Source organism: Rhizobium mulingense (assembly GCF_029194105.1).
Taxonomy (GTDB): Bacteria; Pseudomonadota; Alphaproteobacteria; order Rhizobiales; family Rhizobiaceae; genus Rhizobium; species Rhizobium mulingense.
This window is the reverse complement of sequence record NZ_JARFVE010000007.1, coordinates 319,415-342,929: the sequence shown is the minus strand read 5'-3', so window position 1 is coordinate 342,929 and position 23,515 is coordinate 319,415. Positions and strand designations below refer to the sequence as shown.

The window sequence follows — 23,515 nt, the reverse complement described above, 5'->3', positions numbered from 1 at the left end:
GTGGGCTTATAGAACCAACCCCTTTTCCAAGTCAACAGCCATACCAAAAGTTTTTTGACATTTTTGTAACGGGTTGATTCGGCATGCGTTTTTACGCGGGCTTTTATCCACAGCCGGCGTTTTCGGAGCAGATTTTCGAAAATTCTTTTACCAGTCGATAAAAAAATCATCTGAAACCCGCTTTCAACCAGCGAAAGATGACAGAAAAACAGCGGCTTGAGCGAATTTATGGTTAACGGAGGATTAAAACGCTTCCGGTCCCAGGCTTTAAATTTCCGTCACAAATCAACGACCTGCATTTCGGAACCTATCGCCGTCTTGAGTGTTGTCTTTCCCATCGAGGAAAGGAGACCGACATGCCTGCCAACACCGACGATATCAGAGCATCTGTCAGCAAGGACATTGCTGCGCTCCAGCAGGAAGTATCCCGCCTGCAAAAAATGATTTCCGCTCAGGGCGCCGAAGCCTATTACGAAGTGCGCGGCCGCGCCGGCAAGGCTTATGATGAGGCCTTGCCCCGCGCCAAGAATGCCGTCGCCCAGATCAGGGCCGAAGGGGCCGCTGCTGCCGGTGCTGCCCGTGAGCATCCAGCCGCCACGACGACGGCGCTGGTGCTTGCAGGCGCCATTGGATTCCTCGCCGGATATCTGCTTTCCGGCAGCCCGCAGCCGCAGCATCGCCATTGGTGGCGCTAGGGCCTGCCGCAGCCGCATAAAAATCATACTTTTTACGCACCCGCCGATCCGTTTTTCGGCAAGGTGCGTAAATGCTTATGTCTTAGAAAAACCAATTTTTAATGCAAGTAAGGGACCATAAAAAAATGAAAGGGAGGACAGCATGGAAAACAAGAGGGCCAATTGCATCATTGAAGTCAGCGTCGATGGCGTTAACGGCCGTTACGCGGTCGGCATCATGAACATGCGTCAGGCACTCGAACTGCCGGAAATGCCAAGCCTATCTTATACGCATCCCGACCCTGTGAAAGCCGCTGCCGGCATCGTCGTCAGCCGCAAGGAGCTGGCCGGTTTCATGGCCTGCCGCTGAGACAGCGTAACTCTTCATGCCGTGACGGTGCTTTGTCAGAAGCGCGGACGGCAGTCTGTGGCCCCATCGTTCCCTAGATATAGTTCGCCAAGCTGGAATCCTTGCGCCGTTCATGCCAAGAAACGGCATCGAAGCAGCACAAGGATAGCAGATGAGGGACCGGCGCCCATCGCATAAAACGCGCGAGCGGCCGAAACCTGCCGCCGGCGCAGGCAAGCGGGTCACCCTTCCCCGCGCCCTTTCCAAGCTCGGTTACTGCTCTCGCACCCAAGCCGAACGGCTGATTGCCGAAAGTCGCGTCGCCGTCGACGGCCGCACAATTAGCGATGCCGCTGCATGGGTCGATCTTGCGACGGCCAGGATCAGCGTCGACGGCCTCCCCATCGCCGCCGAGGCAAAAATCTATCTGATGCTCAACAAGCCGCGCGGGCTCGTCACCACCCGCCATGATCCCGAAGGCAGGCCGACGGTCTATGATTGCCTGAGAGACTTCGACATCCCGCACCTCTCTCCGGTCGGCCGGCTCGACAAGGCGAGCGAAGGCCTGCTGCTTTTCACCAACGACACGGAATTCGCCCAGATCCTGCTCGATCCGGTCACCCATGTGACCAAGACCTATCATGTCCAGATCGGCCGGCTTTTGGACGACGAGGAAATCGCCGCAATGACGTCGGGCATCCGCCACGATGGCGAGGTGCTGACGGCGACTGCAACGCGACGCCTTCGCCAGGGTGACAGGAACTCATGGATCGAGGTCGAGCTGGATGAAGGCCGCAACCGCCAGATCCGCCGGATGCTGGAGGCGCTCGGGGCCGAATGTCTGCGCCTCGTGCGGGTCGCAATCGGAGGGCTCGAACTCGGCGAACTGCCGAAAGGTGCCGTGCGCGCGCTGACCGAGGCGGAATTGCAGGCGCTGCGCCGGAGCACCGGCATGGAGAGGGCAAGACGTTGACCGATATGACGGAGATGGCGCCGCACGACTTCTGGCAGGTAATCCATCCGCCCGGCACCTTTCCCGACGATCGGGAGTTCACCTCCTTTTATATCGCCGCACTGGAAGACGGGCGCCAGCTTTGCCTGCCGATCCGCGTGCTGGCTGATGGCGAACATGCCCTCGCCTCGCTGATCGTCAACCAGGCAAGCTTCGCCGTGCTCGATGCGTTGGCCGAAGATCTCGCCGAAAAGATCAGGCCCATGCGCATCGATGTCGTCGCCGGCCTGCCGACGCTCGGCCTGACGCTTGCCGCGGCCGTCGCGCAGAAGCTCGGCCACGCCCGCTACGTCCCGCTCGGCACCTCCCGTAAATTCTGGTACCGCGACGATCTCTCCGTTGCCCTGTCCTCGATCACGACGCCGACACAGGAAAAGCGTCTTTATATCGATCCGCGCATGCTGCCGCTGCTGAGCGGACGGCGCGTTGGCCTGATCGATGACGTCATTTCCAGCGGCGCATCGATCGTCTCGGGTCTTAATCTGCTGACGGCCTGCGGCATCGAACCCGTCGTCATCGGTGCGGCCATGCTGCAATCCGAGCGCTGGCGCGAAAGCCTCGCTGCCGCCGGGCCGCAATGCATCACGCGCATCGTCGGCGTTTTCGCAACGCCCATTCTGAAGCGCAACGACGGCGGCCGGTGGCAGGCACCCGCACGACCGTAGACGTGAGGATTGTTCGATCTTTGCCGGTCAGCGCCTCTGTACAGCGGATGCGGAACGATTACAGTCCGCCCGACGCACGTCATCCGGAAGCATGCAGCGGTCCGGAATAGCGATATATATTCGTTGACGAAATACCGGATCCGCCCATGTCGTTCGAACAAGCATCCCTGCTGATCCTTCTGCTGGCAATGCTTGTTCTCTTCTCGTTCGAGCGCATCCGCATTGAAGTCGTCGCGGTCGCTGGCCTGCTTGCCGGCTATGCACTCGGGCTTTATCCCGCCGACCGGATCTTTACAGGCTTCGCCAGTCCCGTCGTCATTACTGTCATCGAAATCCTGCTGATCGTTCAGGTGCTGTCGCGCGCCAAGCTCTTCGACAATCTCGCTGCGCGTTTCACGGCCGCAAGACCGTCACACTTCAAGGTCATATCCGGCGCTTCGTCGCTTGCCGGCTTTATCTCCATCTTCATGAACAATATCGGCGCCTTTGCGATTACCTTACCGGTGGCGCTACGGCTCGGCACGGCGCTGTCGATCCCTCGCCGTCAACTCGTCATGCCCATCTCTTTTGCCGCCCTGCTCGGCGGCCTGGTCTCGCTGATCGGGACGCCTGCCAATCTGCTCGTCAGCAACGCGCTCGCCCGGACAACGGGAGCAGGCTTTCATTTCTTCGATTTCGCCTATGTCGGCCTACCGGTCGCAACCGCCGGCATTCTGCTTATCACCTTTCGTATTCGGCGCCTGTTTCCCGAACCCGACGAAGCGCGGGCATCGATCTCCCACGGCACACGCCGAATCGTCGTCGAGCGTCGCGTCCCGGACGTCTCGCCGCTGGTCCGCGTACGGCTTTCCGAGTGTCGTGCCCGCTTCGGCATCAAACCGCACGCGCTGATCCGGGGCAACAATTTCGTTTTCGGTCCGCTCGACCAGTCGGTTATCGAAGCCGGTGACGTGCTGCTTGCCGAAGGCGCCGATGCGGTCTTCGTCGAACTCGCCGCCACGCAAGCGCTGATCGCCGACGCCCATCTGCATGGTCTCTCGCCTGATTTTGCCAGCGTCGAAGCCGTCGTCATGCCGGAAAGCACACTGGTCGGTTCGCGCGTCCGCTCGCTCGAAGTCTTTCACCATCGCGGCATCGCAGTCACTGCTCTTTCCATGCGTACCCCGCGCATCGAAGGCCGCTTCCTCGACTTGCAGCTGTCGATCGGCGATATTTTGACGCTGGAAGGGCCGCGCACGGCCATTGCCGAAGCGTTGGAGGAAAGCGAGTGCCTGCCGCTCGCTCCGACGGCTTCGGCCGAACCGCCCCTCCATTCCTGGCGGCCCTTCGCGCTGTTTGCCTGCGGCGTCGCCGCGTCGGCGGCCGGATTGCATCCCGAGGTCGCCTTTGCCGGCGTCGTGCTCATCCTCGCCCTGCTCAACCATCTCAACATCCGCCAGGCGATGGCCGACATCAACTGGCCGATCATCATCATGCTCGCGGCGATGATCCCGATCGGCCAGGCGGTGGCAAGTACCGGGACAGCCGAAGCGATCGCCGGCTGGCTGAGCCTCGTCGTGCCGATCAGCGAGCCGCTCTCCGGTATCGCCCTCACCCTCTTCCTGGCCATGGTGCTGACACCCTTCGTCAACAATGCGACGGTCGCAATCGTGCTGACGCCGATGGCGCTCGAATTTGCAAAGACCGGGCGACATGCGCCCGACGCCTATCTAATCGCAGTCGCCGTCGGCGCGTCGCTCGATTTCCTGACCCCCTTCGGCCACCACAACAACACATTGGCGATGGGCATCGGCGGCTACCGCTTCAGCGACTTCTTGCGCGCCGGCTGGCCGCTCGCCGTCGTAAGTTACGGCCTGGCTCTGTTTCTCCTGGCTCTGTTCTGGCTGTAATGCGATACTGGTGCCTGACTTGACTTCCCCCGCGATGAAACTAGAGCAGGAGCCTTCACCCCAACACAAGGACAGTCGAGCGCCGTGCGAATCCTCTCCGAAGCCCATTTCCCGGAATTGCCGAATTACTATCGCGGCAAGGTGCGCGAGAATTACGATCTACCGGACGGACGCCGCATCATCATCAGCACCGACCGGCTGAGCGCTTTCGATCGAATCCTTACCTGCATCCCCTATAAGGGCCAGGTGTTGACTGAGACCGCGCGTTATTGGTTCGAAGCGACGAAGGACATCTGCCCAAACCACGTCATCGACTATCCCGATCCAAATGTCGTCATCGGCAAGCGGCTCGACATCCTGCCGGTCGAGATCGTCGTGCGCGGATACCTTGCCGGCACGACCGGCACCTCGATCTTGACGCTCTACAAGAAGGGTGAGCGCGAAATGTACGGCATGCGGCTGCCGGACGGCATGCGCGATAACCAGATTCTGCCCGAACCCGTCATCACTCCGACCAGCAAGGAATTCGACGGCGGTCATGACGAGCCATTGACGCCTGACGAGATCGTCACGCGCGGTCTTCTTACCCGGCAGCAATGGGAAACGCTGTCGCGCTACGCGCTCGCCCTCTTTGCCCGCGGGCAGGAGATCGCAGCCAAACGTGGCCTGATCCTCGTCGACACCAAATATGAATTTGGCACCGATCGCGACGGCAACATCATCCTCGCCGACGAGATCCACACGCCGGACAGCAGCCGTTACTGGCTTGCCGAAAGCTACCCGGCATGTTTTGCCGCCGGAAAGCGCCCCGACAGCTTCGACAAGGACTTCGTCCGCGCCTGGGTGGCAGAGCGTTGCGACCCCTATAAGGACGAGATCCCTGAAATTCCTACCGGGTTGATCGAGCAGACCTCGGACGTCTATATCAGAGCCTACGAGACGATCACCGGCGAGCGCTTTGTTCCCGACGACAGCGGCGAGACGCCGCTTGCCCGTGTCCGAAACAACCTCTCCCGCTATTTCCCTTGAAAAAGACGACACAAGAAGCCGCCGGGCCGAGCACCGGCATGGCAGCTTTCGTGCAAGCGCGCTAGCATCGGCAAAAAGGGATACCGGGCGCGGCCCGGCGGGGGACAGATGGCGAGAAGGCCGAGACGCAAGGCCGAGGAAACGCGAGAGGACATCCTCTCGATGGCGGAGATGCTGTTTCGCCAGCGTGGCTACGTCGCGGTGTCAATCGCCGATATTGCCGGCGCGCTCAACATGTCGCCAGCCAATGTCTTCAAGCATTTCCGATCCAAGGTGGCGCTGGCCGATGCGATCGCCGGGCGCCATCTCGACGATGCCGCCGATCGTTTCGCCGCCTTCGACCAGAAGCTTTCTCCGAGGGAGCAACTGCTCCGCTTCGTCCTGCGCCTGCTGGAAAGCCACCTGCAAGACATCCAGAAAAACCCTTACATCTTCGAAATGGTGCTTTCGACGATCGAAGCCAAACTTGAGGCCGGCAATCGCTATCGCGCCCGAATCGAGGAGAAGCTCGGCGAAATCATCCGCGAGGGCATGGCGGAAGGACGTTATCATTGCCTGAATGCTGAAAGCGCGGCGGGCACGGTCGCAGACGTCCTAGCTTGCGTGCTGCATCCTATCCTCATCGTCCGCGAGGACAAGGAAACGCTCGTGCATCGCGCCGAAGATATCGTCTGCTTTGTCGATGCGGCACTGCAAAATAACCCTTGCTAAGTGACGGTTGCTGAATTACGTCACTTCGTAAAGCTTTTCTTAAGCCCTCATAACGGGATTTGAAGCCGCGCCAATTCTGACGCTTATATAAGCCTGCGCTCGGCCAAGCCGAGCCCGTGGATTGAACGGCGATTGCCACCGCACAGGGAATTCAGCATGAGTCGGCGTGCCCTCCTCCTTTCCTCGATCCTGGCGTTCGGCGCCGTGCTCGCCGCCTGCAGCGACAGTGGCAGCAAGCCCGCCGGCAATGCCGCGGCAAGCGCGGCCCCTCAGGCTGTTCCGGTCGGCACGGTGACGCTGATGAAAGGGACGTTCCCGATCACCACGATCCTTCCTGGCCGCGCCGAGGCCTTCCAGACAGCCGATATCCGGCCGCAGGTGAGCGGCATTATCCGCGAGATCGCCTTCAGGGAAGGCGGCGAGATCAAGAAGGGCGACCTTCTCTATCAGATCGAGGATGCGCCCTATATCGCCGCCGTCGAGCAGGCCAAGGCGGCGATATCCAAGGCCGAGGCTAGCGTGCCGAGCGCTGAAAGCAATCTCGAACGCTACCAGCGCCTCGTCGGCAGCGGCGCCACGCAGATCGAATACGAGACAGCCAGGACGACGCTTCTTCAGGCGAAGGCCGAAGTCGAGTCGGCAAAGGCAGCCCTTTCCGCAGCGCAGATCGATCTCGATCACACCAAGATCGTCGCGCCCTTCGACGGCATCATCGACCAGACCGCCTACAATGTCGGCAACGTCGTCTCGGCCAACCAGACGACGGCGCTGACGACGATCCGCCAGCTCGACCCGATCTATATCTCGCTGACGGAATCGAGCACCAACCTCTTAAGGCTGCGCGATGCCATGGCAGCGGGCGATATCAAGGGCGCGGAGAACGTCGCCTTCCATCTGATTCTCGAAAACGGCAAGGAATATAACCAGCAGGGCAAGCTCGACATGTCGAAGCAGGTCGTCAGCGAGACGACCGGCACTTTCATCATCCGCGTGCTCTTCCCCAATCCCGATCGTGTCGTCCTGCCCGGCATGTATGTCCGCGCAACCGTCGAGCTCGGAGCCGAGGCCGGTTATGCGCTGCCGCAGCTGGCGACAAGCCGTGACGCCAATGGCCGGCTGACGGCGCAATTCGTTTCCGCCGACGGCAAGGTCGAAACCCGAGCCTTCGAGAACAGCTCGCCGTCCAACAATTCCTGGCTGGTGACCGAAGGCATCAAGGACGGCGATCAGCTGATCGTCACCGGCCTGCAGTCGGTGACGGCAGGCATGCCGGTGAAGCCGGTTCCGATGAAGATCAATGACAACGGTGTGGTCGTGCCTGCCGAGCAGCCCGCGGCCGGTGACGCTGAGAAGCCCGCAGCGAAGTAATCGCTCCGGGTCCGCATCGTCACCGTCTCAGCCGCACAGGAACAACCGATGGCCAAGTTTTTCATCCGACGTCCGATTTTCGCCTGGGTTATTGCGATCACCATCATGCTCGCCGGTCTGCTGGCGATCTTCACCCTGTCGATTTCGCAATATCCCGACATCGCGCCGACGACGGTCCGCATCAACGCCACCTATCGTGGCGCCAGCGCCGAGACCGTAGAGAAGTCTGTGACAACCATCATCGAGGACGGCATGACCGGCCTGGACGACCTCACCTACATGACCTCGACCTCGTCGACCGGCTCGGCCAACGTCCAGCTCACCTTCGGAACCAGCATCGATCCCGACATCGCCCAGGTACAGGTGCAGAACAAGCTGCAGCTCGTTCAATCGCAGCTTCCCGGTGATGTCATCGATGCCGGCATCAGCGTGACGCGCTCGACCTCGAGCATCCTTCTCGTCGGCTCACTCGTTTCGACCGACGGCAAGCGCAATTCGGTCGATCTCGGCAATATCATGTCGACCTCCATCGAGGATCAGATCCAGCGCCTGGAAGGCGTCGGCAGCATCAACGTCTTCGGTTCGGGGTACGCCATGCGCGTCTGGCTTGATCCCTTCAAGCTGTTGAAATATCAGCTGACGCCGAGCGACGTCACAGCGGCGATCCAGGCGCAGAACACCCAAGTCTCGGTCGGCTCGCTCGGCGCCCAGCCGACGATCCCCGGCCAGCAGCTCAACGTCACCATCACCGCGCAAAGCCAGCTGACCACCGTCGCCGATTTCGAACACATCATTCTGAAGGTCGAAAAGGACGGCGCGACAGTGCGCCTGAGCGACGTCTCACGCATCGAGATCGGTCAGGAAAGCTATGGCGGCAGTTCGCGCTACAATGGCCTGCCGTCCAGCGGTTTTGCAGTCAATCTCGCGATCGGCGCCAACGCCATCGATACCGCCGCCCGGGTACGCTCCGCCCTTGATGTCATCGGTCGCACCCTGCCGGAAGGTGTGAAGATCACCTACCCCTACGACACGACGCCCTTCGTGGAACTGTCGATCGAAAAGGTCGTGCATACGCTGATCGAGGCGATCGTCCTCGTCTTCGTGGTGCTGCTCGTCTTCCTGCAGAATCTGCGCGCGACGCTGATCCCGACGATTGCCGTTCCCGTGGTGCTGCTCGGCACTTTCGGAGTGCTGGCGGCGACCGGTTATTCCATCAATACGCTGACGATGTTCGCCATGGTTCTGGCGATCGGCCTTCTCGTCGACGACGCGATCGTCGTCGTCGAAAACGTCGAGCGCATCATGTCCGAAGAGAAGCTTTCGCCGCTCGAGGCGACGGAAAAATCGATGGGCGAGATCACCGGCGCCATCGTCGGCATCGCGCTCGTGCTGACCGCCGTCTTCATTCCGATGGCCTTCTTCGGCGGCTCGACGGGCATCATCTATCGCCAGTTTTCGATCACCATCGTCTCGGCCATGCTGCTCTCGGCGCTCGTCGCCATCGTGCTGACGCCGGCGCTCTGCGCCACGATGCTGAAGCCGGTCAGCGAGCACAGGAAGCACCGCGTCGGCGACTGGTTCAACCGCAATTTCACCCGCTCGACCAAGGGTTATGTCAGGACCATCGGCTACCTCCTGAAGCGGCCGATCCGCGTCATGCTGGTCTTCCTTATCATCGGCGCCGGCTGCGCCTATCTCTTCACCCGCCTGCCGAGCTCCTTCCTGCCGCAGGAAGACCAGGGCGTGCTGCTGACCATCGTCACCACGCCGCCGGGCTCGACCACGCAGCAGACCCAGGCGGTCGTCGAGAAGGTCGAAAACTACTATCGCGAAAACGAGAAGGATGCCGTCGAGTCCGTCTTCGGCGCCCTGGGCTTCGGCTTCAGCGGCTCCGGACAGAACAGCGCCATCGTCTTCACCAAGCTCAAGGATTTCTCGCAGCGCACCGATCCCAATCTGAGCGCCCAATCGGTCGTCAGCCGGGCCTTGCGCAGCTTCTTTGCGATGCGCGAGGCGCAGGTCTTCGCGCTTCTGCCGCCGGCAATCCAGGGCCTCGGCGTGTCGAGCGGCTTTTCCATGTATCTCGTCGATACCGGCGGCCATGGCAATGACGCTCTGACAGCGGCCTCCAAACGGCTGATTCAGATGGGCAACTCGTCAGGCAAGGTCGTGGCGCTGCGCAGCAGCAACAAGGAGGTCGAGCCGCAAATGCGCATCGTGCTCGATCAGGAAAAGATCGGCGCCATGGGCGTCGACATCGCCTCGGTCAATTCGATGCTGTCGATCATCTTCACCGGCCGCGACGTCAACGACTTCACGCTAAACGGCGAGATCAAACCGGTCTATGTTCAGGGCGATTCGCCCTTCCGCATGCAGCCGGACGACCTCAATCACTGGTATGCCCGCAACAATTTAGGCGAAATGGTACCCTTCTCCGCCTTTACTAAAACCGAATGGGTGAAGGGCGCACCTTCTCTCGCCCGTTTCAACGCCGTCAGCGCCATCCCCCTCGATGGCGCCTCGGCTCCCGGAGTGTCCTCCGGCGATGCGATGAACGAAATGGAGGCGCTGACCGAACAGCTCGGCGGCGGCTACACCGTCGCCTGGCAGGGCATCTCCTATCAGGAGCGCCTTTCCGGCTCGCAAGCGCCGATGCTCTATGCGATTTCCGTTCTCGTCGTCTTCCTCTGCCTGGCAGCGCTTTACGAAAGCTGGTCGATTCCCTTCTCTGTGATCATGGCCGTGCCCGTCGGCATTCTCGGCGCGCTGACAGCGGCAACGCTTTTTGGCCAGGCGAACGACGTCTATTTCAAGGTCGGCTTGCTCACCACGATCGGGCTTGCGGCGAAGAATGCGATTCTGATCGTCGAATTCGCCAAGGATCGGATGGAGAGTGGTATGGGCCTCTACGAGGCGACATTGGAAGCAGCGAGATTGCGCCTGCGGCCGATCATCATGACCTCGCTCGCCTTCATTCTCGGTGTCGTGCCGCTGGCGATCGCCACAGGCGCGGGTTCGGCGGCTCAGAATGCCATCGGCATCGGCGTCCTCGGCGGCATGCTGGCGGCGACGATGCTCGGAATTTTCTTCGTGCCGTCCTTTTTCGTCGTCATCCGACGCATCTTTGCCACACGCGGCAAAAATGCGGCAGCTGTGTGATATAAATGCACTGTGATAATGCTGTTCCGATTGCTACATTGCGCCCGACTGCTTCGGTGTGTGTTTTCAAGTGGGACAAGGCGCGGCGCGCCGATAGTGAAGCATGAAGCTTCGGACAAGAATTGACTTGCTCGAGTACAGGAAGAAATGAATGGTATCTCTTCGTTTTGCCACACCGGCATTGTTATTATTATTGTCGGGCTGCGTCGTGGGCCCGGATCATGCTCCTCCTGAAATGCCGTTGCCCGCCAAATTCGGAGAAGGCGGAACGAAGAGTGTCGGCGATGTTGCCACCGCAGCCTGGTGGACCGCTTTCAAGGACCCCAAGCTGAACGCCTATGTCCAGGCCGGCCTCGAGCAGAACCTGACCGTCCAGCAGGCGATCGAGCGCATCAATGCGGCGTCCGCCAACGTTACCATCGCCGGCGCAGGCGGCCTGCCGAACCTCAACGTCGGCGCCTCGCACACGATCAGCGGCCAGAAGGGCGAACTGCGCACGCAGTTCGACACGCGCAACACCAGTGCCGGCGATGTTCAGCTGAGCTGGCTGCTCGATCTCTTCGGCCTCTATAAGCGCAGCACCGAGAGCGCGGTCGCTTCGCTCGATTCGGCCTACGCATCCGCCGATGTCGCCAAGCTGACCCTCGTGCAGGATCTCGTCTCGAGCTACATCGATGTTCGTTTTTATCAGCAGCGCCTGGCGCTTTCGAAGGCCAACCTGAAGTCTCGTCAGGAAACCTATGAACTGACCAAATTCCAGCTTGAAGCCGGCGCCGCCTCGCGACTCGACGTCGTTCAGGCCGAAGGTCTGGTACAGTCTACGCTCGCCGAAATTCCCGGCCTCGAAACCAACATCCGTGTATCGGCCCATCACATCGCCACGCTGCTCGGCCTGCCGGCCTCGGCTCTTGTCAACGAACTGCTGAGGGGCGGTGGTCAACCGGTCTTCCGCGGCGGCATCAACTCCGGCATCCCGGCAGACCTGATCCGCAATCGTCCCGACATTCGCGTCGCGGAGCGTGACCTCGCCGCCGCAACAGCCAATATCGGCGTTGCCGAGGCGCAGCTTTATCCGAGCATCTCGCTCAGCGGCTCGATCTCGCCCTCCTATATCAACCAAAGAGGTGTCCATGGCGCTCTGACGCCTTGGTCCTTCGGTCCGACGCTGAACCTGCCGATCCTCGATGGTGGCCGCCTGCGCGCCAACGTCAAGTCGGCACAGTCTGAAGCCGCGACCGCTTACCTCAACTGGAAGTCGACGGTGCTGACCGCCGTTGAGCAGGTCGAGAACGCGCTCGCCGCCGTCCGGCGCGATGCCCGCACGGTCTCTGCCCTTCAGGCCCAGGTAAAGACGACGCAGGAAACGCTCGAACTTTCCACAGCATCCTATAAGGACGGCGCCTCCTCGCTGCTCGACGTTCTCGACGCGCAGCGCCAGGTTTCGCTCGCCCAGGCAAGCCTTGCCCAGGCAGTCCAGCAAATGGCCAAGGACTACGTCTCGCTGAACATCGCAGTCGGTGGCGGCTACGCGCCCGGCGGCAGGACTACCGTGTCGGTGAAGCCTGAGCCGGCAAAGGCCAAGAGCTGATCGGCTCGCCGCCTTTCTGGAAATACGAAGCCCCGCGATCGTCTCGCGGGGCTTTTTGCATGCCGGCTCTGCATTGGATAATTGCTCAACAAAGGAATTTGGATTCGACAAGCAGCGGCGGCTGATATAGGACTGATTAAACGATTAATCAGGCAGCCTGATTCATGACTTCATCGCGCCCGGGACCGAACCTCAGCAGGATAGCGACCTCGCTCGGCGTCTCCATTGCCACGGTCTCCAATGCGCTTTCCGGCAAAGGCCGGGTCTCCGGCCAGTTGGTCGAAAGAATTCGCGAGCATGCCGCCGAGCTCGGTTATGTCCCGAGCCAGGCCGGCCGCGCGCTCCGGACAGGCCGCAGCGGTGTTATCGGCCTTGTGCTGCCCGATATCGCCAATCCTCTGTTCCCGAAGATCGCGCAGGCGATCGAATTCGCTGCCTCCGCCGCGGGTTATGGCGTGCTGATCGCGGATTCCCGCGGCGATGCCGCCACCCAGGTCGAGGCGATCAACCGCCTGGTCGAACGCGGCGTCGATGGCATGGTCGTCATCCCCCGCCGCGCCACCCGCATTTCGTCTGCCGCCTGTCCGGTCGCCGTCATCGACACGCCTTCGACACCGGGCAACACGGTTTCCGCCGATCATTGGCAGGGCGGGCGTGAAATCGCCGTCCATCTGGCCGGTCTCGGCCACCAGCGCATCCTCATCATCGGCAACAACCGGGAATCCAGCGTTCAGAACGACCGCGCCGGCGGCATCCGCGCCGGTCTGCGCCCGGCTATGCAGGCTGAAACCCTGTGGATCGACGAGCTGGAGCGGGATGGCGGCAGCGGCTGTCCGCTCGGCCTTGCCGAAAGGGTGAAGCAGGGTTTCACCGCTTTCGCGGCCCTCTCCGATCTGCAGGCGCTGCGCGCGCTGACGGAACTGCAACAGGCCGGCATCAACGTTCCCGCCGATGTCAGCGTCACCGGCTTCGACGACCTTATCTGGTCGCCCGTTGTCACGCCGTCCCTGACGACGGTCAGGATGGACATGGACCGGATTGCCGGGATTGCCGTGTCAGCCCTGGCGGATACGATAGGCAAAAGCCGCGCCCGGGAGGGCATGCTCGTTACCGCGGAGATCGAACGTGTCGCCATGCAATTGATCGTCCGCCAATCATCCGGGCCTTGTGAACCTGGCATTAAAAACCTCAGAGATGGAGAACATGTAAGATGAAAGAAGCTCTCATTGCTTCGGTGGCGCTTGCGGCGCTATCGCCGTTGAGTGCGGCTGCCGCGGAACGGACGCTGACCATTTCCGTCTATGCCTTCGCCCAGGACGATTTCAAGGCGCTGGTCTACGACCCCTTCGAAGCCCAATGCGGCTGCAAGCTGGTGGTCGAGACCGGCAACAGCGTCGAGCGCCTGGCCAAAATGGAAGCCAACAAAGCCAGTCCCGTCGTCGATCTCGCCGCCGTTTCGATGGCCGATGCGCTGGCCGCCGCGCGCGCTGGCCTGATCGACAAGGTCGATACTGCAAAACTCTCCAATTTCGCCAAGCTGCACGACATCGCCAAGGACCCGAACGGCGACGGCATGAGTGTCGGCTATACCTTCTACGCCACCTCGATCGCCTACCGCTCCGACAAGATGACGATCGACTCCTGGGCCGATCTCCTGAAGCCGGAATATGTCGGCCATGTCGCCTTCCCCAATGTCACCACCAATCAGGGCCCGCCGGCACTCTATATGCTGGGCCTGGCGCTCGGCAAGGACACGCCAGATCTGAAGGGGCCGATCGAGGCACTGGGCGAGAAGAAGGACGACATTGTCACCTTCTACGAAAAATCCTCCCAGCTCGTGCAGTTGATGCAGCAGGAGGAAATTTGGGCGGCTCCCATCGGCCGCTTCTCCTGGGCTGGGTTCACCAAGCTCGATGTACCCGTTGCTTGGGCAACCCCGAAAGAGGGTCAGACCGGCGGCATGAACGTGCTAGTGCTGACCAAGGGTTCGAAGAACCAGGATCTCGCCCTGCAGTTCATGGATTTCTGGCTCTCGACCGAAACCCAGACCAAACTCGCCGAGAAGCTGATCGACAGCCCCGCCAACAGCGAGGTCAAGCTTTCCGAAGCGGCGGCCAACAATCTCACCTATGGCGAACAAACCGCCAAGAGCCTCAAGCTCATTCCGTCCGCCATCGCCCTCGACAACCGCGCCGGCTGGCTGAAGAGCTGGAACGAAAAGGTCGGCCAGTAAGCTCCCCGAGTGAAGACAGGTCCCGGCGCCCCCTGCCGGAACCGCGATCCCATCGATCGAAAGGCACCTTATGTTCCAGAACCGCGCAGAAGCCCTGGCGCTTGCCCTGCCGGCAGCCGTCTTTGCAACACTGGTCTTTCTGCTGCCCGTCGCAATCCTGCTGTCGGAGGGCTTCCGCGCCAGTGGCGGCTGGACGCTGTCGGCCTATACCGATTTCTTTTCCGGGACGCTGAACCGCACCGTTTTCCTGCGCTCCTTCCGGCTCGGCCTCGAAGTCACCGCCGCCTCGGCCGTCATCGGTTATGCCGCAGCCTTCGCCATCGTCAACCTGCCGGCGAAGGGCAAAGGGCGGATGATCGGCCTCGTCACCCTGCCGCTGATGATCTCGCCGGTGGCGCGCACCTATGCCTGGATCGTCATTCTCGGCCGCACCGGCATCGTCAACCAGGCGATCACAGGCCTGGGTTTCAGTGCCGAACCGCTGCGCCTGCTGTTCACCGAAACAGCCGTCTTCATCGGTCTGCTGCAGCTCTTCCTGCCGCTGATGATCCTGTCGCTGATCAGCGCCCTCGAAAACATGCCGAGGGATGCGATCCCCGCCGCCCGTGTGCTTGGCGCCAACTGGTTCCAGGTCTTCTGGAAGGTCGTCCTGCCGCTGACCCGCGAAGGGCTCGTCATCGGCGGCACACTTGTCTTCACCGGATCATTGACCGCCTATATCACCCCCGCCGTGCTTGGCGGTTCCAAGGTGCTGATGCTCGAAACCCTGATGTACCAGCAGGTTTCCGTCGCAAATGATTTCGTCTCGGCAAGTGTCATCGCCTTCATCCTGATCGTCATGAGCTTTGCCGCCAATATCCTGCTCAAACGCCTCGCGACGGCGAGGAACCGCCGATGACCCTCCGCCTGTTTTCGCCCATCGTGCTCTTCCTGTTGCTGGTCTTCCTGATCGGCCCGTTCCTGATCATCATTGCCGCCTCGCTCTCGGCAGGCGATACGCTGGCCTTCCCGCCGCAGGGCCTGTCGCTGCGCTGGGTGACAAAGGTCTTCACCGTTGAAAGCTTCCGCGACAGCTTCGCCATGTCGATGTTCCTCGCCGTCTTCGGAACGCTCGCAGCCCTCGTCCTCGGCATCCCCGCCGCCTACGCCCTGTCGCGTTACCGGCTGCCTGGGGCCGAGACCGTCCGCACGGTCGTTTCGCTGCCGATCATCGTTCCCGGCATTATCGTCGGCCTGGCATTGCTGCGTTATCTTGTCGTGCCCTTTGGCTTCAACATCACACTCGCCCTCTTCTTCGCCCACGCGGCCCTCGTGCTTCCCTATGCCGTGCGCGTTGTCTCCGCGAGCCTCGACAATCTGCGTTCGGATATCGAGGAAGCGGCTGTCCTGCTCGGTTCGTCCAGGCTCGGCGCCTTCTTCCGCGTGGTGATGCCGAATATCCGCGGTGGCATTCTGGCCGCCTTCATCCTCGGCTTCGTCACCAGCTTCAATCAGGTGCCGGTCTCGCTCTTCCTCTCCGGCCCCGGTGTGCGCACACTGCCGATCGACATGCTGGGTTACATGGAAACCACTTACGACCCGTCCATCGCGGCACTCTCCGCCCTTCTCGCCTTCCTCTCGATCGGCATCGTCTTCCTCGCCGAACGCTTCCTGGGATTTTCGCGTTATGTCTGATGCCTATCTCAAACTCGACAAGCTGACCCTCGCCTACGGCGATACGGTTGCGGTGAAGGATCTCGATCTCGGGATTGGCAAGGGCGAACTGGTCGCGCTCCTTGGCCCCTCCGGCTGTGGCAAGACGACGACGATGCGCGCCATTGCCGGCCTGCTGACGCCGGCTTCCGGCCGCATCGGTCTCGACGGCGCGGATATCACCCGCGTCTCCGCCAACAAGCGCGCCGTCGGCCTCGTCTTCCAATCCTACGCGCTCTTTCCGCATCTAACCGTTTATGAGAACGTCGCTTTCGGCCTGCGGCTCAAGAGCATTTCGGGCGCCGATCTCGAAGCCCGCGTCGGCGCCGGCCTGAAATCCGTCGGTCTGACCGCCTTCGCCGGCCGCAAGCCCGCCGAACTGTCCGGCGGCCAGCAGCAGCGCGTGGCACTCGCCCGCTCGATGGTCATGGAGCCGAAAGTCCTGCTGCTCGACGAGCCGCTCTCCAATCTCGATGCCCGGCTGCGCCTGGAGATGCGCGCCGAATTGCAGCGCGTGCAGAAGGAGACCGGCGTCACGATGATTTTCGTCACCCACGATCAAGTGGAGGCCCTGGCGCTCGCCGACCGCATCGTCGTCATGCTGAACGGCGGCATCGAGCAGATCGGCACGCCGGAGGAGATCTACAACAACCCGGCCTCCGCCTTCGTCGCCGATTTCGTAGGCTTCGAAAATGTCTTCGCGCTGAAGGACGGAAAGCTTAGGACGCCGAACGGCCCGGTCGCACTTTCCGGCGCGGCGCCGGATTCTGCGGCGGGCCTCGCCTGGCGTCCGCGCGCGGTGATCCTCGGCTCCGGTCAATTTCACGGCACCGTGCGCGGCACGTCTTTCGCCGGCAACACCCGTGAATACCTCCTCGATACGCCGCTCGGGCCCATCAAGGCCGAAATCGATGCGGGCCTGCCGCCGCACGACATCGGCAGTGCACTCGCCTTCGACCTGCCGGTCGCCGGCGCGGCCAACCTCAAACGGTTCGGGTGAAATCATGGGCGTCTGGATCGACACGGACATGGGCTTCGACGACATCGCCGCGATTTTGGTGGTGGGGCAGTCGGAATATGAGATCGACGGCGTCTCGCTGGTCTTCGGCAATACGCCGCTGCCGCAAGTCATAATGAATGCCGCCGGCGCCGCCAGTGCCTTCGGCTGGACGTTCCCCATTCATACCGGCCGCGCCATGCCGGTTCTCGGCAAGCTCGAAACCGCGCAGGCGATTCTCGGAAAAACCGGCATCCCGACATCAGGCAAAGGCCTGCCGGAGGCGCCTACTCTTGCCGAAAGCGATGTCTTCGCAGCACTTTGCCGCTGGCTGGAAGGCCAGGGCCGGCACCGCATCCTGGCGCTCGGGCCGCTCACCAATATCGCTGCCGTGGCGCTCGCCCGCCCCGATCTCGCCACCCGCATCGACGAGCTCGTCTGGATGGGCGGCGGCGTCACATCAGGTAATCACACGGCATCTGCCGAATTCAACGCGCTTGCCGATCCCGAGGCGCTTGCGATCGTCATTGCCCATGGCCTGCCGCTGCGCATGGTCGATCTCGACCTCTGCCGCAAGGTATTGGCAAGGCCGGAGGATGCCGAGCCGGTGCGCCATGCCGGCGGCGCCAATGCCGAACTGATCGCCGATATGTTTTCCGGTTATATCGGCATCGGCACCAGCCGCGGCCGCCCTGGAATGGCGATCTACGATCCATCCGCCGCCGTCGCCTTCATCGCCCCTGACATCGTCACCTTCCGCCCCGCGCGCATCGACGTCGAACTTCAGGGCGCCCTCACCCGTGGCCGTACCGTCGTCGAGACGCGTGCCACGCATGCGACCTGCAACGCCCAATTCGCCGCCGACATCGATGCCGATAGGGCGCGCGCCATCATTCTCGCCGCCCTGGTCAACGAGGCCCGCAAATGAACGCCACCCCTCGCCAGGAACCGGCCGATCTCAACGATCCCGCTTTGCGCGCCCGCGCCGTTGCGGCTGCGCGTGGCGATGCCGCCTTCGACGTGCTGATCACCGGCGGCCGGTTGCTCGATGCGGTGACCGGCCTGATCCGGGACGCCGATATCGGTCTCGTCGGCGCGCTGATCGCCAGCGTCCATGCCCCGGCAAGCCGCACGGATGCCCTCGAGATTGTCGATGCGACAGGCAGCATCGTGACGCCGGGCCTGATCGACACGCACATGCATGTCGAAAGTTCGATGGTGACTCCCGCCGAATATGCGAGCGCCGTGCTGCCGCGCGGCGTCACCACGGTCGTCTGGGATCCGCATGAATTCGGCAATGTCCATGGCCTCGACGGTGTGCGCTGGGCGGTCGAGGCTGCGCGCGCGCTGCCGCTGCGCATGATCCTGCTTGCCCCCTCCTGCGTGCCGTCGGCACCAGGCCTGGAAATTGCCGGCGCCGATTTCGATGCCGCTGTCATCGCCGAGATGCTGCGCTCTTCGGCCGTCGGCGGCGTTGCCGAAGTCATGAACATGCGCGGCGTCATCGATGGCGATCCCCGTATGAGCGCCATCGTCAATGCCGGCCTTGCCTCCGGCAAGCTCGTCTGCGGCCATGCCCGCGGGCTTGCGGGCGCCGATCTTAACGCCTTCATGGCGGCTGGCGTCACCTCCGACCACGAACTCATCTCCGGCGCCGATTTGGCCGCCAAACTTGCCGCCGGTCTGACGATCGAACTGCGGGGTTCGCACGATCATCTGCTGCAAGAATTCGTCGAGGTGCTGAACGGTCTCGGCCACCTACCGCCCACCGTCACGCTCTGCACCGACGACGTTTTTCCCGATGAACTCTACGAAAGCGGCGGCCTCGACGACGTCGCCCGCCGGCTGGCGCGTTACGGCATGAAGCCGGAATGGGCGATCCGCGCCGCGACCTTCAATGCGGCACAGCGGCTGAAGCGCTCCGATCTCGGCCTTGTCGCCGCCGGTCGCCGCGCCGATCTCGTGCTCTTCGACGATCTCACGGAATTCCGGGCGCGGCTGGTCATCTCAGGCGGCAGCATCGTCGCCCGCAACGGCAGCATGGAGGCGGCCGTCCAGCGGCTTGATACGGCACCGCTTGAAAATTCGCTGAAGCTCCCGCCACTCGTCGAAAATGACTTCCTGATTCCATCCGAAGGCGCGCGCGTCCGCGTCGCCACCATCGACCGCCCGCGCTTCACCCAATGGGGCGAGGCCGAAACGGAGGTCCGGGACGGCTTCGTCGTGGCGCCGGCCGGCAGCGCCATGATCGCCGTCGCCCACCGCCACGGCAAGGCCGACGGCGTCCCGCGCATCGGCTTCCTCACCGGCTGGGGCGAATGGCGCGGCGCCTTCTGCACCACCGTCTCGCATGACAGCCACAACCTCACCGTCTTCGGCGGCAATGCGCGCGATATGGCGCTCGCCGCCAACGCGGTCATATCAGCCGGCGGCGGCATGGCGGTCGCCAGGGACGGCAAGATCGAAGCGATCCTACCGCTGCCGCTCTCCGGCCTGGTGACCGGCGCCTCGCTGAAGGACACCGCTTCGGCCTTCGCCGGCATCCACAAGGCCATGGACAAGATCGTCGACTGGAAACCGCCCTACCGCGTCTTCAAGGCTTGCTTCGGCGCAACGCTGGCCTGCAATGCCGGCCCGCACCAGACGGACAGGGGGATTGCGGATGTAGTGACGGGGAGAGTGATGGAAAGCCCGGTGCTGGAGATTTTGCAGGACTTGGTGAAATAGCGAGATTCGTGCTAGGCGCCCCCTCATCCGCCCTACGGGCACCTTCTCCCCGAGGGGAGAAGAGGAATCGAGACGCCGCGGCATGTCTCTTCTCCCCTCGGGGAGAAGGTGCCGGCAGGTGGATGAGGGGGCCGCAAACGCCAGCTAACCCCTCAACTCCCGCTCCACCAACGCCACCCAATAAGCCGCGCCATAGCCAAGCGCCTCATCATTGAAATCATAAGCCGTGTTGTGATGCAGCGCCCCGTCCACCGCCGGCCCGTTGCCGAGCCAGGCATAACAGCCCGGCGCGTTCTGCGCAAAGAAGGCAAAGTCGTCGCCCGCCGTCGACGGCGGAAAGCTTGTTCGCACTTTTTCACCAAAGACCATCCCGGCAGCAGCAAGCGCCCGCGTAGTCGCATCCCGGTCATTGATCACCGGCGGAATGCGCCGCTCGAAACGGTAGTCGGCTGAAATGCCGTACATCGCAGCAGTTCCGCTGGCCAACCGGCCGACCTCGGCCTCGAGCTGACCGCGCACCTCGGGCGAATAGGCGCGTGCCGTGCCGCCGATCTCGACCACGTCGGGAATGACGTTCAGCGCCTTGGGGTCACCCGCCTGCAGGAAGCAGGCGCTGACGACGGCCGGCTGCAGCGGATCGACCACGCGCCCGACGATCGTCTGCAGTGATGACAGGAAGGTGCCGGCCGCCGTGATCGGATCACGGCCGAGATGCGGCTTGGCGCCGTGCGTGCCGATGCCGCGAAAGGTGACGCGCCAGCTGTCGGAAGAGGCAAGCTGCGGCCCCTCGACCACCGCGATCTCATCGACCGCAAGTCCAGGCATATTATGCAGTCCATAAACGGCGTCGCAAGGGAAAAGCCTAAAGAGCCCTTCATCCACCATGCGCTTGGCGCCGCCGCGCCCCTCTTCGGCCGGCTGGAAGATGAAATGCACCGTGCCGGAAAAACTCCGCGTCGCCGCAAGATGCCGTGCGGCGCCGAGAAGCATCGCCGTATGGCCATCATGACCGCAGGCATGCATCCTGCCAGGCACCGTCGACTTATAAGGCCGCTCCGCCGCCTCGGGCATGGCGAGCGCATCCATGTCAGCCCTGAGCCCGATGCGGCGGGTGCCGTTGCCGACCTGCAGCGTGCCGACCACGCCGGTGCCGCCAAGGCCGCGATGCACGGCAATACCCGCTTCCTCCAGCAGCCTCGCGACGATGCCGGCGGTGCGCTCCTCCTCGAAGCCGAGCTCGGGATGGGCATGCAGGTCACGTCGCAGGGCAGTGAGGAACGGCAGATCGTCCTTGATCCGGGCGGGGATGCTCATGGCCTGGATATCCTGTCGAGCGAACGGGCGCCCAGCCGGCGCCCGCGTCAGATCATTTCTTGTTTATCAAAACGGATCGCAAGTTCAACCCCTCAGGCTTCCTCGACGAACACCTCCTCGCGCTTCTTCTTGACGCTCGGCAGGAAGACGACGATCAGAACGGCGACCGCGATCGCCAGAAGCGTGGCGCTGATCGGCCGAGTGACGAAAGTGGTCGGATCGCCGCGCGACAGGATCATGGCGCGTCTGAGGTTCTCTTCCAGAAGAGGCCCGAGCACAAAACCGAGCAGGAGCGGTGCCGGTTCGCAGCGAAGTTTTGCCAGCACGTAGCCGATGAAGCCGAAGAAGGCGACGGCATAGAGGTCGTAGACATTGGCGTTGACGCTGTAGACCCCGATCGAGCAGAAGGCCATGATGATCGGGAAGAGCACGTAATAGGGCACGGTCAGAAGCTTCACCCAGAGCCCGATCAGAGGCAGGTTCAGGATCACGAGCATCAGATTGCCGATCCACATCGAGGCGATGATGCCCCAGAACAGCGCCGGCTGTTCGGTGGCGACATTCGGTCCCGGCACGATGCCCTGGATGATCATCGCGCCGATCATCAGCGCCATGACGGGATTGGCCGGAATGCCGAGGGTCAGCAGCGGAATGAACGAAGTCTGCGCCCCCGCGTTGTTGGCCGATTCCGGACCCGCCACGCCGGCGACCGCGCCCTTGCCGAAATCCTGCGGCGTCCTCGAGAGGCGTTTTTCCACCGTATAGGAGGCGAAGGAGGCAAGGATCGCCCCGCCGCCCGGCAGGATGCCGAGCGCCGAGCCGATCGCCGTGCCGCGAATGACCGGCGCAATCATCTCCTTGAATTCCTGGCGTGAGGGCAAGAGACCCGAAACCTTGGCCATCAGCACCGTGCGTGTCGACTCGCCTTCAAGGTTGCGCAGGATCTCCGCCACGCCGAAGACGCCGACCGCGAGCGCCACGAAGTTCAGCCCGTCGGCATATTCGCGGATGCCGAGCGTGAAGCGCGGCGTGCCGGTGTAGATGTCGGTGCCGACGAGGCCGAGCAGCAGACCCAGCGCCACCATCGCCAAGGCCTTGACGACCGAGCCGTGCGCAAGCGCGATCGAAGAGACAAGACCGACGATCATCAACGAGAAATACTCGGCAGAGCCGAATTGCAGCGCGATGTCGGTCAGCGGCGGGGCGAAGATCGCAACGAGAAAGGTGGAGACCGTGCCGGCGAAGAACGACCCGAGCGCGGCGATCGCCAGTGCCGCCCCCGCCCTGCCCTTGCGCGCCATCTGGTAGCCATCGATTGCGGTAACGGCGGAAGAGGATTCGCCCGGCATATTGATGAGGATCGCCGTCGTCGAGCCGCCATATTGCGCGCCGTAATAGATGCCGGCGAGCATGATGAGCGAGGAGACCGGCTCGAGCTGGAATGTGATTGGCAGAAGCATGGCGATCGTCGCCGTGGCGCCGATGCCGGGAAGCACGCCGATCAGCGTGCCGAGCAGCACGCCGATCAGGCAGAAGAGAAGATTGTCGAGAGTTGCCGCGGTGGCGAAGCCGAGAGCGAGATTGCTGAAAAGATCCACCGTCGCCTCCTAGAACCGGACCCAGGGGCCGAAGCGCTCGAACGGCAGCCCGAGCCCATAGCTGAAGACGGCAACCGAAAAGATCGTCAGCAGCAGCGATAGGATGATTGCAAACACAACATTCATTTTGCGCGACGCAAAGCAGGCGATGAAGGCGGTGAAGAACAGCGCCGGCGCAAATCCGAGCCCGCGCACCGTCAACCCGAAAAAGACCGGCGCCGGCAGAATGAAGAGCATGCCGCGCCAGGCGAAGACATCGACCGGCTCACCCTCGACACGCAGGGCCTGAATGAAGATGATCGCGCCGAGAAGCACGAGCACGCAGGCAAGCACCAGCGGAAAATAACCCGGTCCCATGCGTAATGCCGTGCCGAGGTCGAGCGAGATCGACTGGAAGGCGAAGAAGGCGCCGGTGCCGATGAAAAGCGCGCCGCAGATCGCATTGGTGGTATCAAAACTGATGGATTTCATGGTGTCTCCTGGAGTTGGAGATGGTTCACGTGACGCCTC

The 23,515-nt window shown here is 62.4% G+C and carries 19 protein-coding genes and 1 pseudogene; 17 read left to right on the top strand and 3 right to left on the bottom strand.

What is annotated here, in order from left to right; all coding sequences use genetic code 11:
* Positions 1-356: 356 nt before the first annotated feature.
* From PYR71_RS18865 to PYR71_RS18785, 17 genes and pseudogenes are all read left to right on the top strand, one after another.
* Positions 357-695 (top strand): hypothetical protein, encoded by a 339-nt coding sequence (locus tag PYR71_RS18865; RefSeq protein WP_097583847.1) that lies wholly within the window; start codon positions 357-359, stop codon positions 693-695.
* A 142-nt stretch (positions 696-837) separates the two neighbouring features.
* Entirely contained in the window at positions 838-1,044 is a 207-nt protein-coding gene (locus PYR71_RS18860) for a hypothetical protein (protein WP_009987986.1), read from the top strand.
* A gap of 151 nt (positions 1,045-1,195) precedes the next feature.
* Entirely contained in the window at positions 1,196-1,996 is an 801-nt protein-coding gene (locus PYR71_RS18855) for a pseudouridine synthase (RefSeq protein ID WP_275620413.1), read from the top strand.
* Between the two features lie 14 nt (positions 1,997-2,010).
* Positions 2,011-2,700, top strand: a complete 690-nt coding sequence (locus PYR71_RS18850) for a phosphoribosyltransferase (protein ID WP_275620426.1) — start codon at positions 2,011-2,013, stop codon at positions 2,698-2,700.
* Positions 2,701-2,846: 146 nt separating this feature from the next.
* Entirely contained in the window at positions 2,847-4,589 is a 1,743-nt protein-coding gene (locus PYR71_RS18845; RefSeq protein WP_275620412.1) for an SLC13 family permease, read from the top strand.
* 84 nt (positions 4,590-4,673) lie between these two features.
* Positions 4,674-5,618, top strand: a complete 945-nt coding sequence (locus tag PYR71_RS18840; RefSeq protein ID WP_275620411.1) for a phosphoribosylaminoimidazolesuccinocarboxamide synthase — start codon at positions 4,674-4,676, stop codon at positions 5,616-5,618.
* A gap of 108 nt (positions 5,619-5,726) precedes the next feature.
* A complete protein-coding gene (locus tag PYR71_RS18835) occupies positions 5,727-6,329 on the top strand; it encodes a TetR family transcriptional regulator (protein WP_275620410.1) in 603 nt (200 codons plus the stop codon).
* Between the two features lie 156 nt (positions 6,330-6,485).
* On the top strand, positions 6,486-7,697 hold the full coding sequence (locus PYR71_RS18830; protein WP_275620409.1) for an efflux RND transporter periplasmic adaptor subunit: 1,212 nt from the start codon (positions 6,486-6,488) through the stop codon (positions 7,695-7,697).
* Between the two features lie 48 nt (positions 7,698-7,745).
* Positions 7,746-10,856, top strand: a complete 3,111-nt coding sequence (locus PYR71_RS18825; RefSeq protein ID WP_275620408.1) for an efflux RND transporter permease subunit — start codon at positions 7,746-7,748, stop codon at positions 10,854-10,856.
* Positions 10,857-11,007: 151 nt separating this feature from the next.
* Positions 11,008-12,444: an efflux transporter outer membrane subunit gene (locus PYR71_RS18820; RefSeq protein ID WP_183918186.1), complete on the top strand. Its 1,437-nt coding sequence runs from the start codon at positions 11,008-11,010 to the stop codon at positions 12,442-12,444.
* Positions 12,445-12,608: 164 nt separating this feature from the next.
* Positions 12,609-13,653, top strand: a pseudogene (locus PYR71_RS18815) (LacI family DNA-binding transcriptional regulator).
* Between the two features lies 1 nt (position 13,654).
* Positions 13,655-14,677, top strand: coding sequence for an ABC transporter substrate-binding protein (locus tag PYR71_RS18810; protein ID WP_275620406.1), 1,023 nt, complete (start codon positions 13,655-13,657; stop codon positions 14,675-14,677).
* 70 nt (positions 14,678-14,747) lie between these two features.
* A complete protein-coding gene (locus PYR71_RS18805; protein WP_275620405.1) occupies positions 14,748-15,575 on the top strand; it encodes an ABC transporter permease in 828 nt (275 codons plus the stop codon).
* A complete protein-coding gene (locus PYR71_RS18800; protein ID WP_183918178.1) occupies positions 15,572-16,351 on the top strand; it encodes an ABC transporter permease in 780 nt (259 codons plus the stop codon). The genes PYR71_RS18805 and PYR71_RS18800 overlap by 4 nt, the downstream gene beginning before the upstream one ends.
* On the top strand, positions 16,344-17,369 hold the full coding sequence (locus PYR71_RS18795; RefSeq protein WP_275620404.1) for an ABC transporter ATP-binding protein: 1,026 nt from the start codon (positions 16,344-16,346) through the stop codon (positions 17,367-17,369). Before PYR71_RS18800 ends, PYR71_RS18795 begins: the two co-directional genes overlap by 8 nt.
* A gap of 4 nt (positions 17,370-17,373) precedes the next feature.
* On the top strand, positions 17,374-18,294 hold the full coding sequence (locus PYR71_RS18790; protein WP_275620403.1) for a nucleoside hydrolase: 921 nt from the start codon (positions 17,374-17,376) through the stop codon (positions 18,292-18,294).
* Positions 18,291-20,093, top strand: a complete 1,803-nt coding sequence (locus PYR71_RS18785; RefSeq protein ID WP_275620402.1) for an adenine deaminase — start codon at positions 18,291-18,293, stop codon at positions 20,091-20,093. The genes PYR71_RS18790 and PYR71_RS18785 overlap by 4 nt, the downstream gene beginning before the upstream one ends.
* Positions 20,094-20,237: 144 nt before the next feature.
* Here the strand turns inward: PYR71_RS18785 and PYR71_RS18780 are convergent, their stop codons facing one another.
* The 3 genes from PYR71_RS18780 to PYR71_RS18770 all read right to left on the bottom strand — a co-directional run bounded on the left by PYR71_RS18780 (position 20,238) and on the right by PYR71_RS18770 (position 23,476).
* Positions 20,238-21,407: a M20 aminoacylase family protein gene (locus PYR71_RS18780; RefSeq protein WP_275620401.1), complete on the bottom strand. Its 1,170-nt coding sequence runs from the start codon at positions 21,405-21,407 to the stop codon at positions 20,238-20,240.
* Between the two features lie 92 nt (positions 21,408-21,499).
* Positions 21,500-23,005: a tripartite tricarboxylate transporter permease gene (locus tag PYR71_RS18775; protein ID WP_275620400.1), complete on the bottom strand. Its 1,506-nt coding sequence runs from the start codon at positions 23,003-23,005 to the stop codon at positions 21,500-21,502.
* A gap of 9 nt (positions 23,006-23,014) precedes the next feature.
* On the bottom strand, positions 23,015-23,476 hold the full coding sequence (locus tag PYR71_RS18770; RefSeq protein ID WP_183918165.1) for a tripartite tricarboxylate transporter TctB family protein: 462 nt from the start codon (positions 23,474-23,476) through the stop codon (positions 23,015-23,017).
* Between the last annotated feature and the right edge of the window lie 39 nt (positions 23,477-23,515).

Coding starts and splice junctions, on each gene's coding strand:
- PYR71_RS18865 (WP_097583847.1), top strand. CDS start 357: ATGCCTGCCAACACCGACGATATCAGAGCATCTGTCAGCAAGGACATT.
- PYR71_RS18860 (WP_009987986.1), top strand. CDS start 838: ATGGAAAACAAGAGGGCCAATTGCATCATTGAAGTCAGCGTCGATGGC.
- PYR71_RS18855 (WP_275620413.1), top strand. CDS start 1,196: ATGAGGGACCGGCGCCCATCGCATAAAACGCGCGAGCGGCCGAAACCT.
- PYR71_RS18850 (WP_275620426.1), top strand. CDS start 2,011: ATGGCGCCGCACGACTTCTGGCAGGTAATCCATCCGCCCGGCACCTTT.
- PYR71_RS18845 (WP_275620412.1), top strand. CDS start 2,847: ATGTCGTTCGAACAAGCATCCCTGCTGATCCTTCTGCTGGCAATGCTT.
- PYR71_RS18835 (WP_275620410.1), top strand. CDS start 5,727: ATGGCGAGAAGGCCGAGACGCAAGGCCGAGGAAACGCGAGAGGACATC.
- PYR71_RS18830 (WP_275620409.1), top strand. CDS start 6,486: ATGAGTCGGCGTGCCCTCCTCCTTTCCTCGATCCTGGCGTTCGGCGCC.
- PYR71_RS18825 (WP_275620408.1), top strand. CDS start 7,746: ATGGCCAAGTTTTTCATCCGACGTCCGATTTTCGCCTGGGTTATTGCG.
- PYR71_RS18820 (WP_183918186.1), top strand. CDS start 11,008: ATGGTATCTCTTCGTTTTGCCACACCGGCATTGTTATTATTATTGTCG.
- PYR71_RS18810 (WP_275620406.1), top strand. CDS start 13,655: ATGAAAGAAGCTCTCATTGCTTCGGTGGCGCTTGCGGCGCTATCGCCG.
- PYR71_RS18805 (WP_275620405.1), top strand. CDS start 14,748: ATGTTCCAGAACCGCGCAGAAGCCCTGGCGCTTGCCCTGCCGGCAGCC.
- PYR71_RS18800 (WP_183918178.1), top strand. CDS start 15,572: ATGACCCTCCGCCTGTTTTCGCCCATCGTGCTCTTCCTGTTGCTGGTC.
- PYR71_RS18795 (WP_275620404.1), top strand. CDS start 16,344: ATGTCTGATGCCTATCTCAAACTCGACAAGCTGACCCTCGCCTACGGC.
- PYR71_RS18790 (WP_275620403.1), top strand. CDS start 17,374: ATGGGCGTCTGGATCGACACGGACATGGGCTTCGACGACATCGCCGCG.
- PYR71_RS18785 (WP_275620402.1), top strand. CDS start 18,291: ATGAACGCCACCCCTCGCCAGGAACCGGCCGATCTCAACGATCCCGCT.
- PYR71_RS18780 (WP_275620401.1), bottom strand. CDS start 21,407: ATGAGCATCCCCGCCCGGATCAAGGACGATCTGCCGTTCCTCACTGCC.
- PYR71_RS18770 (WP_183918165.1), bottom strand. CDS start 23,476: ATGAAATCCATCAGTTTTGATACCACCAATGCGATCTGCGGCGCGCTT.